The following is an 11,445-nucleotide window of genomic DNA, read 5'->3' on the forward strand; positions in this document are numbered from 1 at the left end:
CTGGTCGCCGGGCAGATCGCGGCGTCGCTGCCGCTCACCGACAGCAGCCCCGACCCGGACGGCCGCTGGCGGCCGGTGCTGGCGGCGCTGGAGGCGGACGGGGCCGGGCCGGTGCAGGAGGCGCTGGCGTCGCCGCTGATGGTCGGGCTCGCGCGCGCCGCGTACGCGCGGGCGTCGGACGACCCGGCCGAGCTGCTCGACCTGCCCGACGCCGGGGCCGTGGAGAACCGGCTGCTGGAGCGGTTCGTCCCGGCGGCGTACGCGGACCGGGACGCGCAGGGCCGCGCGGAGGCGCGCCGCTGGCTGGGCTTCCTGGCCTGGCACCTGCGCGAGAACGACGAGAACGACCTGGAGTGGTGGCGGCTGGACGAGGCCGTCCCGGCCGCCGTCCGCGCGCTCGGACCCGCGTCCGCGCTGGTCGCGGCGGGCGTCGCGGTCTGGGCGCTCGGCTACCGCATCCCGCACCGCTACTGGGTGGCCCGGGACGTCGCCCCGCACGAGGCGTCGGTGGCGGTCTGGACGCTGTTCCCGATCCTCGCCTACCTGGGCATCGTGACGTGGTCGCAGGTCGCGCGCGAGCGGTGGCTGATGCCGCCGCTGCGGCTGCGCGCCCCGCGCGAGGTGCGGCACGCGCTGCGCCGGCGGCGCGCCGAGTACCGGGGGAGCGGCACGGCGGGTGGCGGTGCGGACGGCGCGGACGGCGCGGCGGGCGGCGGAGTGGGCGGCTTGTTCGCGATGCCGGTGGTCGCGGTGCTGCTCGCGGCCCTCGGGATCTGGCTGGACGGTCCGCTCGGCCGGTTCGCGGCGGCGTCGCTGCTGCTGGCGGCCGTGATCGTCCTGGCCCGGTTCGCGTGGTGGTTCAGCGTCGCGTGCGAGCCGGCCGAGGAGTCCGGCCCGCCCGGGATGCTGCGCGCGGACCGGCGCGCCGCGCTCGCGCTCGGCTGGGACCACGTCCTGGAGCAGGTGTGGCCGCTGCCGCTGTTCCTCTGCACGCCGTTCCTGCTGGCGCTGCGCTGGGAGCACCGGCTCGGGCCCGCCGCGCTCGGCCTGGCGTTCGCGCTGACCCTGGCCGTCCTCTGGTACGGCGGGATCACGCTGTCGGCGTGGGGACGGTTCCGCGTCGCGCACGCCTGGCTGACGCTGCGCGGCCGGACCCCGCACGACCTCATGGACTTCCTGGAGGACGCGCGGGAGCGGGGCGTCCTGCGGCGGTCGGGCGGCGGCTACCGGTTCCGGCACGGCGCGCTCCGCGACCGGCTCGCCGAGCGGTACGCGGCGGAGCGGGGGCGCGCACCGCGTCCGCCGACCGAGCCGCGGCTGCTGTCGGACTGGCGGTCGATGCTGGCGATGCAGGTGCTGTGCCTGGTGATGCTGTACGTGTGCGCGCTGCCGGGCATGGACGGCGGCCACATCACCGGGTTCTTCCGCTGGTTCCACCGGCCGGTGTCGCCGCGCGTCTCGCACACCGCCTGCGCGATGCTCCGGCCGCACATCGGCGGGCTGGTCGCGAGCCCGCTGGAGACGAGCCGCGACGGGGCGGGCTGCGCGTACGTGGAGGGCGATCCGCTGCGTCCCGAGGTGAGCGTGTCGCTGCGGATCGTCAACGACCCCGGGGTGCCGGACGTGAGCCAGCAGGGGCAGAGCGCCCCGTCCCCGGACAGTCCGCCGAGCGTCACGCCCTTCTCCACCGACCGGAAGGCGTCGGCGAGCGCGGTCCTGGCGTCGCAGGACTACACGCTGGAGATCCGCTCGGAGGTCCCCGACGCCCGGCTGGGGGACCGGGCGCTGTACGTCCTCGACCGGGCGCTCCGCGCCTCCACGCGCTACAAGCCGAAGTCGTTCACCTGGCCCGGCCCGCTGCCGGCCTCGGCCGACGAGCGGTTCCGCCTCTACGACGCGAAGCGTCCGCCCCGGACCGTCACCGGACCGGCGTGGGCGGTCGGCGACTGGACACGGCTCTGGGCGCTGCACGGCCTCGGGTTCGCGTTCCGCGGGCCCGTGTTCGAGCAGTGCGGCCTGAACGGCGCGCGCTGGTACTGCGTACGGCCGCAGGAGGGGCCGTCCGGGCGGACGACCGGCCCGTTCCAGCTGGAGATCGAGCAGCGGCCGTGCCGGGACGCCTGCCCGCCGCCCGCGCGGGCCGCGTCCGGCGCGGAATGGCGGTGGCGCGACGCGTCCACCTGGTACGCCGAGCGCTGGGACGGCCACGGGTACACGCTCGACGTCCACGCCGTCCGCGCGGGGAAGACCCTGGACGTCCGGGTCGCGGCCACCGACACCCTGGCCGACCTGGCTCGCAAGACCGTCAACGACATATCCGCCCAGTCGTCCCGGTAAGCGCTCCCTTTAGGGTGGCGGCATGTTCGCTGTCACGGCTACGAGCCTCGATGCAGACAACCCGCTGTCCGGCCTCACGCTCGGCGAGCGCCCCGAACCGGTCGTCCCGGACGGCTGGACGACGGTCACGGTCAAGGCCACCGCGCTCAACCACCACGACCTGTGGTCGCTGCGCGGCGTCGGCCTCGCCGCCGACCGGCTCCCGATGATCCTCGGCTGCGACGCGTCCGGCGTGGACGAGGAGGGCAACGAGGTCATCGTCCACTCGGTGATCGGCGACCCGGCGCGCGGCGGCGGTGACGAGACCCTGGACCCGAAGCGCACGCTGCTGTCGGAGTCGTACCCGGGGACGTTCGCCGAGCGGGTCGCGGTGCCGCGCCGCAACCTGGTGCCGAAGCCCGCCGGGCTGTCCTTCGAGGAGGCGGCGTGCCTGCCCACCTCGTGGCTGACCGCGTACCGCATGCTGTTCGAGCGGGCGGAGCTGGAGCCCGGCGCGTCCGTGCTGGTCCAGGGCGCGGGCGGCGGTGTCGCGACCGCGCTGATCTCGCTGGCCTCGGCGGCGGGCTACCGGGTGTACGCGACGAGCCGCAGCGAGGCCAAGCGGAAGCGCGCGCTGGAGATCGGTGCGGACGAGGCGTTCGAGCCGGGCGCGCGGCTGCCCGAGCGCGTGGACGCGGTGATGGAGACCGTCGGCCAGGCGACCTGGTCGCACTCGCTGAAGTCGCTGCGGCCGGGCGGCCGGATCGTGGTGTCGGGCGCGACCAGCGGCCAGGTGCCCCCGGCCGAGCTGAACCGGGTGTTCTTCCTGCAGCTTTCGGTGGCCGGGTCCACGATGGGCACCCGCGACCAGCTCGAACGGCTCGCGCGGTTCCTGGTGAAGACCGGGGTCCGGCCGCGGACCGACCGCGTCCTGCCGCTGCGCGAGGCCCGCGAGGGGTTCGCCGCGATGGCCGAGGGCGACCTCTTCGGCAAGATCGTCTTCACCACCTGACCCGCCCACGCGCCTGCGAGCCGCTCAGGCGGCGGTGAGCCGCCAGAGCGAGGTGGTCTCGGCAGCGCGGGCGGCGTGCAGCGGGTCATCGGCGTCCGCGGCGCGCGGGTGGACGGGCCGGGCGTCCAGCCGGTCCGTCACCCGCAGGCCCGCGCGGTCGAAGCGTTCCAGTAGCTCGTCGCGGGTGCGCAGGCCGAGGTGCTCGGCCAGGTCGGACAGCACGAGCCAGCCCTCGCCGCCGGGCTCCAGGTGCGCGCGGAGCCGGTCCAGGTAGCCGTGCAGCATGCGGCCGCCCGGGTCGTAGACCGCGTGGTCGAGCCCGGACGCCGCCTTGCCGGGGAGCCACGGCGGGTTGCACACCACGACCCCGGCGCGTCCGCGCGGGAACAGGTCGGCCTCGACGACCTCGACGTCCACGCCGAGCCGCTCGACGTTCTCCCGCGCGCATGCCAGCGCGCGCGGGTCGCTGTCGGTCGCGACGACGCGTCCGACGCCGCGCCGGGCGAGGACGGCCGCGAGCACTCCGGTCCCGGTGCCGATGTCGAACGCCACGTCCTTGGACGGCAGCGGGGCCCGCGCGACGAGCTCGATGTACTCCTGCCGGGTCGGCGCGAACACCCCGTAGTGCGGGTGGATGCGACCACCTGCGGCGGGGACCTCGACGCCCTTCTCGCGCCACTGCTCCGCGCCGATGATGCCGAGCAGCTCGCGCAGCGGGATCACCGACTCCTCGCCCGGCTCGTACACGCGTCCGACCGCCTGCCGGACGTCCGGGGCGCGCCGCAGTGGCACCGCGTTGTCGGCGTCCAGCGGGACCAGGAGCCGGCTCAGCAGGCTCGCCTCCCGTGCCCTGGCCTCCCGGTAGGCGTAGAAGACCGTCCGGGCGTCGCCCTTCGGGGTCTTCCCACCGCCCCTCACCCGTCGTCCGAGCGCGCTGAGGAGCTGCCGCGCGTTGTGGAAGTCGCCGCGCCACAGCAGTGAAGTGCCCTGCCGGACCATCCGGTGCGCCACGTCCGCGGTCAGCGCGTCATCGACCACGACGACGTCCCCGGGCGGCGGCCAGCCGCCCTCGCACAACCACCGCGCGCTCCGCTCGCGTCCCTCTTCGCTCCACCGCACGTCAGCCATCCTCGCACGCACCGCTACCCTAGCTGCCCTAGTATAAAAGCTAGAGTCCCTAGGAAAGGAGAGCGTGATGCGGAGCGGAACGGTCGAGGTGCCCGGAGCCACGCTGTACTTCGAGACGCGCGGGGACGGTCCGGTGCTGCTCGCCCTGCCGGGCGGCCCCGGCGACGCCGCCGTCTACGACGACCTCGCGGACGCGCTGTCGAGCCGGTTCACCTTCGTCACCCTCGACCCGCGCGGCTACTCGCGGAGCGTCCCGGACGTGCGCGCCGAGCACCGGGTCGAGAGCGCGGCCGACGACGCCCACCGGCTGCTGCGCCACCTCGGCGCGACCGACGCCCTGGTGTTCGGCGGCAGCATCGGGGCGATCGTCGGGATGGAACTGCTCGCCCGGCACCCGGAGACCGTCCGGCGGCTGGTGGCGCACGAGCCGCCCGCGTTCGCCGTCCTCCCGGACGCCGACGAGCACCGCGCCATGACGGACGAGGTGGTCGCGGCCCTGGAGGCCGACGGCCCCATGGCGGCGTTCGGCCGGTTTGCGGCGGCCATCGGCGACGTGATGGAACCGAGGGAGATGCCGCAGACCGAGCGCGTCCAGGCGATGCTCGAACGCCAGACCGCCAACGCGCCGCTGATGCTCAAGTACGAACTGCGCTCGTTCACCACGTCCCACCAGCCGGACGTCGCGGCCCTGCGCCCCCTCGCGGACCGCATCGTCCTCGGGGTGGGGGAGGGAACGGGCGACAACCTGCCGGCCCGCCCGGCGCGCGTCCTGGCCGAGCGCATCGGCTGCGCCCTGACCCTCTTCCCGGGCGCCCACAACGGCCCCACCGCCCGCCCCGAAGAGTTCGCCACCCACCTCGTCACAGCCCTCGCCGTCTGAGGTCGTCCTCAGCCCAGCGCGGCTGCTCTAGGGGCTACGCCGCGCTGGGGTCGGCACCACGAAGGATGTACACGTCGTCCCCAAAGACGGCGTTGACCTGCAACTCTCCGCCAAGGGCCCGGACGTAGCGGGCGATGGCCTCCACAGTCGCGACCTCGCCCCGCTCGATCTGCGAGACGCGGCCCTTGGTCACCCCCATGCGCTCGGCGACGTCCGTCTGCGTCAGTTCCAGCGCCTTGCGGCGTTCGGCGAGCCGGTAGCCGTCGATGTACGCCTGGACCCGCTTGCCGGCCTCGGCGACGGCCTCCTCGCCCCCGGCCGCCGCCACGGCCTCGTCGCGGAGGTCGCTCCACTTCTCGAAACCGGTCACTCCCGCCCCTCCTTCTCGTCTCGGCGCTCTTCGAGGTACTGCTCGAACAACTCCTCCGCCCGCGGGACGGCCCGCCGGTACCACGCGCAACCGCGGAGCTTCCGGCCGAGCCGGGCCGCAGCTCCCTTCCGCTCGATGTCTGAGAGGAGGGGCGGGCCGGGGCGGGGACGGGGGTTGGGGGGTCAGGGGGATGGGCGGAAGAGGTTGGTGCGGAGGCGGTCGCGGGTCTCGGTGAGGAGGGCCTCGACCGCGGCCAGGTCGGCGTCGGCCAGGGAGGAGCCGGTGGCGTCGCGGCGGACGTCCTCGACGAAGCGGCGCATCAGGCGCTCCAGCTTGAGGCGGGCGACGTCGTCACGGGAGCCGGTGACGTTGCGCCACGCGTCCTCCCAGTTGAGGCGCCACTCCTCTTTCCACGCCTCCTTCTGCTCGCGCCAGTACTCCTTCTGCCGCCGCCACTCGTCCTTCTGCCGGCCGGTGGCCTCCTTCCAGTGCTCCTTCTGGCGGCGCCACTCGTCCTTCTGCTGCCGGGTGCCGTCCTTCCACGTCTCCTTGGACGCGGCGCCGGCCGAGTCGCGCACGGTGCGGGCGGCGGCGGTCAGCTCCTCGCGCAGGGACCGGACGGTCTGCCGGACGTCCTGCTGCACCTCGCGGGCGAACTCCTGCGCGGACGCGGTGATCTCCTCCTCCAGGTCGGCCAGCTCGTCCATCCGCCGCTCCAGCTCGGCGCGGCCCTTGTCGGTGAGCGAGTAGACCTTCTTGCCCTTGACCACCTCGTGGCTGACCAGCCCCTCGGACTCCAGCCGGGCGAGCCGCGGGTAGATCGTGCCGGGGGACGGCGAGTACACGCCGAGGAAGCGGTCCTGGAGGAGCCGGATCACCTCGTAGCCGTGTCGCGGGGACTCCTCCAGCAGCTTGAGGAGGTACAGCCGAAGGCGGCCATGGCCGAAGACGGGGCTCAACTCGACTCCTTCAGTCTTCCAGGGCGTCGTGGGCGGGGCGCGACAGCAGCGTCACGTCGCCCGAGATGGTGTTCACGCTGAGTTTCGCCGAGCCGTCGCCCAGCTTCCCCGACAGGGTGCGGGCGAGGGCGCGCTCCTGGCCGTCCAGCAGCGGGAAGGACGCCTCGACGCGTCCGGTGGTGGAGCCGAGCTGGACCCGGGCCGAGGCGTGCTCGGACAGCCGGACGGTCACGTCGCCCGTCCCGCTCTGGATCTCGGCGCTGCCGTCGCCGGAGAGCTCCAGGTCGGCGGAGATCCGGCCGCTGATCGAGCGGGCCGTCAGCCGGTCCACCGTGCTTCCCGCGAGGACGAGCTCGCCGGACCCGGACATGAAGTCCACGGCGCCCGCGAGGTCCTGCGCCTCGACGTCGCCGGAGGCCGTGCTCACCGAGACCTCGCCGGTCACGTCGTGCAGCGTCACCCGCCCGGTGGCCGACCGGACCGTGACCCTGGCCTCGGCGCCGGTGACCACGGCGTCGCCCGAGCCCAGGTTGAGGGCGACCGGGCAGTCCGGCGGGACGGTCACCGTGACGACCGCGCTCACCCGCTGCGTGCGCAGCCAGCTCAGCACGCCGTCGATCAGCTTCTCGTGCTTGATCGTCAGCATCCCGGCCTCGTGCGCGACCTCCAGCGGCGGCCCCTCGACGCCGGACACGTGCACCGACGGACGGCCCGTCCCCGCGACCACCGAGACGCTCCCGGCGACCAGCGTGGCGCGCAGCGCCACCACCCCGTCGAACTCCAGCGTGGTCGGTTCCTCGATCGTCCACCGCGACATCGCGCCTCAACCCTCCGTTCGGGTGACCACCCTACGGCACAACACGATATGTCGCGTTGGCCGAAAGTCAAGATGTATCGCGTCTTTTTCCGGAGCACGGCCCGGCGGGCGCGGAGCCGTCCGCCGCGTCGTGTACCCCGTCAGGCGGCGACGTCACGCGGCGTGCCGCGTCCGGCCACCCGCGAGCCGGACCGGGGCGCCGGGAACAGGGCGCCCGGCGCGGGTCACTCGTCGTCGAGATCGTCGTCGTCCAGCCGGGCCAGCCACGTGGCCAGCCGCTCGACCGGCGTCTCGAACTCGGGGTTCAGGTCCACGAACTCGCGCAGCCGCTCGGCCAGCCAGTGGAAGCCGACCGACTCCTCGCCGCGCCGCTCCGCCAGTTCCTCGATGCCCCGGTCGGTGAAGTACATGATCCTCCGTCCCGACACGGGAGGGGGTCCCGGCGCACCCGCGCCGGGACCCCCTCGTCGTGCCGTTCGCTCTTCGCTACTTGTCGCCGAACGCGCGGCCGAGCAGCGCCTCCTGCTCGGCCTGGTGCAGCTTGGCCGAGCCGACCGCCGGGGAGGACGAGGCCGGGCGCGACACCCGGGTCATCCGCAGCCCGTCGATCAGGTGCGGCAGCTTCAGCGCCATGAACGGCCAGGCGCCCATGTTCGCCGGCTCGTCCTGCACCCAGACGACCTCGGCGTCCGCGGGGTACTTGGCCAGTTCGGCCTTGATCTCCTCGGCCGGGGCCGGGTACAGCCGCTCGACCCGCACGATCGCGACGTCGTCGCGGCCCTGCTTGTCGCGGTGCGCCACCGCGTCGTAGTAGATCTTGCCCGTGGTGAGCAGCACCCGCCGCACGCCCTTGGGGTCGATCCCGGCGTCGGCCTCCGGGATGACCGGCTGGAACGCGCCCTCGGTGATCTCCGACACCGGGGACGTGGCGGCCTTCAGCCGCAGCAGCGACTTCGGCGTGAACACGATGAGCGGCTTGCCCCGGCCGGACAGCACCTGCCAGCGCAGCAGGTGGAAGTAGTTCGCCGGGGTGGTCGGGTAGGCGACCGTCATGTTGTCCTGCGCGCACAGCTGCAGGTAGCGCTCGATGCGCGCGGACGAGTGGTCCGGCCCCTGGCCCTCGTAGCCGTGCGGCAGCAGCAGGACGACGCTGGAGCGCTGCCCCCACTTCTGCTCGCCGGACGAGATGTACTCGTCCACGACCGACTGGGCGCCGTTGGCGAAGTCGCCGAACTGGGCCTCCCAGGCGACCAGCGCGTCCGGGCGGGTCATCGAGTAGCCGTACTCGAAGCCCATGGCCGCGTACTCGCTGAGCAGCGAGTCGTGCACGTAGAACTTCGAGGTGCCCTGGCCGAACTGCTTGAGCGGCGTGTGCTCCTCGCCGGTCTTGCGGTCCACCAGCACGGCGTGCCGCTGGCCGAAGGTGCCGCGCCGGGAGTCCTGGCCGACCAGCCGGACCGGGTGGCCGTCGATGAGCAGCGAGCCGAACGCCATCATCTCGCCGGTCGCCCAGTCGATCGCGTTGTCGTCGACCGACTGCACGCGGCGCTGCAGGATCGGCTGCAGGCGCGGGTGCACCGAGAAGCCCTCCGGCAGGCTCACCTGCGAGGCGATCAGCCGCTTGACCGTCTCGGCGGAGATCGCCGACCCGGCCGCGCCGTGGTCGATCGGGATGATCTCCTCGACGTCCGGCTTGACCACCGAACCCGGCTCCAGCGGCTTCTTGGCCGCCTCGCGGGTCTCGGTGAACGCGCGCTCCAGCTGCTCCTGGTAGTCGCGCAGCGCGGCCTCGGCCTCCTCGACCGTGATGTCGCCGCGGCCGATCAGCGCCTCGGTGTACAGCTTGCGCACCGACCGCTTGGCGTCGATCAGGTCGTACATCAGCGGCTGGGTGAACGAGGGGTTGTCCGACTCGTTGTGGCCCCGGCGCCGGTAGCAGATCATGTCGATGACGACGTCCTTCTTGAACGTCTGGCGGTACTCGAACGCGAGCCTCGCCACCCGGGCGCACGCCTCGGGGTCGTCGCCGTTCACGTGGAAGATCGGCGCCTGGATCATCCGGGCCACGTCGGTGGCGTACACGCTGGACCGCGAGTACTCCGGCGCGGTGGTGAAGCCGACCTGGTTGTTGACCACCACGTGCACGGTGCCGCCGGTGCGGTAGCCGCGCAGCTGGGACAGGTTCAGGGTCTCGGCGACCACGCCCTGGCCGGCGAACGCGGCGTCGCCGTGGATCAGGATCGGCAGGATGGTGAAGCCGGCCTCGCCGACGTCCAGCAGGTCCTGCTTGGCGCGGACGACGCCCTCCAGCACCGGGTCGACCGTCTCCAGGTGGGACGGGTTGGCGACCAGCTCGGTGTGGATGGTGGAGCCGTCGGCGCCGGTGAAGTCGCCCTGCGCGCCCAGGTGGTACTTGACGTCGCCGGAGCCCTGCGCGGACCGCGGGTCGAGGTTGCCCTCGAACTCGCCGAAGATCTGCCCGTAGGACTTGCCGATGATGTTGGCGAGGACGTTCAGCCGGCCGCGGTGCGCCATGCCGACGACGACCTCGTCCAGCCGCTCGGTCGCGGCGGCGGAGATCACCGAGTCGAGCAGCGGGATCAGCGACTCGCCGCCCTCCAGCGAGAACCGCTTCTGGCCGACGTACTTGGTCTGCAGGAACGTCTCGAACGCCTCGGCGCTGTTCAGCCGCCGCAGGATGTGCAGCTGCTCCTCGCGGTTCGGCTTGTCGTGCGGGACCTCGACGCGCTCCTGGATCCAGGCGCGCTCCTCCGGGTCCTGGATGTGCATGTACTCGATGCCGATGGTGCGGCAGTAGGCCATGCGCAGCACGCCGAGGATGTCGCGCAGCTTCATGGTCGGCTTGCCGCCGAACCCGCCGGTCGCGAACTCGCGCTCCAGGTCCCACAGGGTGAGGCCGTGCTGGAGGATGTCCAGGTCGGGGTGGCGGCGCTGGGTGTACTCCAGCGGGTCGGTGTCGGCCATCAGGTGGCCGCGGACCCGGTAGGCGTGGATCAGCTCGTGCACGCGCGCGACCTTGGCCACGTCGTCCTCGTGCGTGGCCGAGATGTCCTTGACCCAGCGCACCGGCTCGTACGGGATGCGCAGGGCGGCGAAGATCTCGTCGTAGAAGCCGTCCTCGCCCAGCAGCAGCTGGTGGATCCGGCGCAGGAAGTCGCCGGACTGCGCGCCCTGGATGATCCGGTGGTCGTACGTCGAGGTCAGCGTCATGACCTTGCTGATCCCCATGCGCGCGAGGGTCTCCTCGGACGCGCCGGAGAACTCGGCCGGGTACTCCATGGCCCCGACGCCGATGATCGTGCCCTGGCCCGGCATCAGCCGCGGCACCGAGTGGACGGTGCCGATCGTGCCGGGGTTGGTCAGCGAGATCGTGGTGCCCTGGAAGTCGTCCAGCGTCAGCTTGTTGCCGCGCGCCTTGCGGACGATCTCCTCGTAGGCCGCCCAGAACTGGCGGAAGTCGAGGGTCTCGGCCGCCTTCACCGACGGCACGACGAGCTGCCGGGAACCGTCCGGCTTCTGCAGGTCGATCGCCAGGCCGAAGTTCACGTGCTCCGGCCTGACCAGGGTCGGCTTGCCGTCGACCTCGGCGTAGGCGTGGTTCATCTCCGGCATCGCGGCCATCGCCTTGACGATGGCGAACCCGATGAGGTGGGTGAACGAGACCTTGCCGCCGCGCCCGCGCTTCAGGTGGTTGTTGATGACGATGCGGTTGTCGATCAACAGCTTGGCGGGCACCGCCCGCACGGAGGTGGCCGTCGGCACCGAGAGGCTGAGGTCCATGTTCTGGGCCGTGCGCGCCGCCACGCCGCGCAGCTTCTCCTGCTCGCCCGGGGGGACGGGCGGGCCGGCGGGCTTGGCCGCCTTCTTCGCGTCGGCCTTCGGGGCGTCAGCACTGGCCGGGGCCTTCGGCGCGGGGGCCGGCGTCGCCGGCGTCGGCGGGGC

The 11,445-nt window shown here is 73.2% G+C and carries 9 protein-coding genes; 3 read left to right on the forward strand and 6 right to left on the reverse strand.

What is annotated here, in order from left to right; genetic code table 11:
• Together AB0J52_RS12910 and AB0J52_RS12915 are read left to right on the forward strand one after the other, a co-directional pair.
• Positions 1 to 2,337: hypothetical protein (locus AB0J52_RS12910; RefSeq protein ID WP_500181759.1), on the forward strand; the 2,337-nt coding region annotated here is incomplete at its 5' end.
• Positions 2,338 to 2,359: 22 nt separating this feature from the next.
• Entirely contained in the window at positions 2,360 to 3,328 is a 969-nt protein-coding gene (locus tag AB0J52_RS12915; protein WP_500181760.1) for a zinc-binding dehydrogenase, read from the forward strand.
• Between the two features lie 24 nt (positions 3,329 to 3,352).
• Here the strand turns inward: AB0J52_RS12915 and AB0J52_RS12920 are convergent, their stop codons facing one another.
• Positions 3,353 to 4,456 (reverse strand): methyltransferase, encoded by a 1,104-nt coding sequence (locus AB0J52_RS12920; protein ID WP_500181761.1) that lies wholly within the window; start codon positions 4,454 to 4,456, stop codon positions 3,353 to 3,355.
• A 67-nt stretch (positions 4,457 to 4,523) separates the two neighbouring features.
• Here AB0J52_RS12920 and AB0J52_RS12925 point away from each other — a divergent pair, with 67 nt between their 5' ends.
• A complete protein-coding gene (locus AB0J52_RS12925; protein WP_500181762.1) occupies positions 4,524 to 5,336 on the forward strand; it encodes an alpha/beta fold hydrolase in 813 nt (270 codons plus the stop codon).
• A gap of 34 nt (positions 5,337 to 5,370) precedes the next feature.
• Here AB0J52_RS12925 and AB0J52_RS12930 read toward each other — a convergent pair whose 3' ends face one another.
• From AB0J52_RS12930 to AB0J52_RS12950, 5 genes are all read right to left on the reverse strand, one after another.
• On the reverse strand, positions 5,371 to 5,706 hold the full coding sequence (locus tag AB0J52_RS12930) for a helix-turn-helix domain-containing protein (protein WP_500181763.1): 336 nt from the start codon (positions 5,704 to 5,706) through the stop codon (positions 5,371 to 5,373).
• A 182-nt stretch (positions 5,707 to 5,888) separates the two neighbouring features.
• Entirely contained in the window at positions 5,889 to 6,665 is a 777-nt protein-coding gene (locus AB0J52_RS12935) for a PadR family transcriptional regulator (RefSeq protein ID WP_500181764.1), read from the reverse strand.
• Between the two features lie 10 nt (positions 6,666 to 6,675).
• The gene (locus tag AB0J52_RS12940; protein ID WP_500181765.1) at positions 6,676 to 7,482 is read right to left on the reverse strand and encodes a DUF4097 family beta strand repeat-containing protein; all 807 of its coding nucleotides are present in this window, start codon (positions 7,480 to 7,482) and stop codon (positions 6,676 to 6,678) included.
• Positions 7,483 to 7,706: 224 nt separating this feature from the next.
• Entirely contained in the window at positions 7,707 to 7,892 is a 186-nt protein-coding gene (locus AB0J52_RS12945; protein WP_500181766.1) for a DUF6104 family protein, read from the reverse strand.
• 76 nt (positions 7,893 to 7,968) lie between these two features.
• Positions 7,969 to 11,445 (reverse strand): multifunctional oxoglutarate decarboxylase/oxoglutarate dehydrogenase thiamine pyrophosphate-binding subunit/dihydrolipoyllysine-residue succinyltransferase subunit (locus tag AB0J52_RS12950; protein WP_500181767.1); only part of this gene is annotated, 3,477 nt, incomplete at its 5' end.

This window comes from Spirillospora sp. NPDC049652 (genome assembly GCF_040675125.1).
In the GTDB taxonomy this organism is placed as follows: domain Bacteria; phylum Actinomycetota; class Actinomycetes; order Streptosporangiales; family Streptosporangiaceae; genus Spirillospora.

Bases quoted from the DNA above. Each gene is read 5' to 3' on its own strand.
- AB0J52_RS12915 (WP_500181760.1), top strand. From the start codon at position 2,360: ATGTTCGCTGTCACGGCTACGAGCCTCGATGCAGACAACCCGCTGTCC.
- AB0J52_RS12920 (WP_500181761.1), bottom strand. From the start codon at position 4,456: ATGGCTGACGTGCGGTGGAGCGAAGAGGGACGCGAGCGGAGCGCGCGG.
- AB0J52_RS12925 (WP_500181762.1), top strand. From the start codon at position 4,524: ATGCGGAGCGGAACGGTCGAGGTGCCCGGAGCCACGCTGTACTTCGAG.
- AB0J52_RS12940 (WP_500181765.1), bottom strand. From the start codon at position 7,482: ATGTCGCGGTGGACGATCGAGGAACCGACCACGCTGGAGTTCGACGGG.
- AB0J52_RS12945 (WP_500181766.1), bottom strand. From the start codon at position 7,892: ATGTACTTCACCGACCGGGGCATCGAGGAACTGGCGGAGCGGCGCGGC.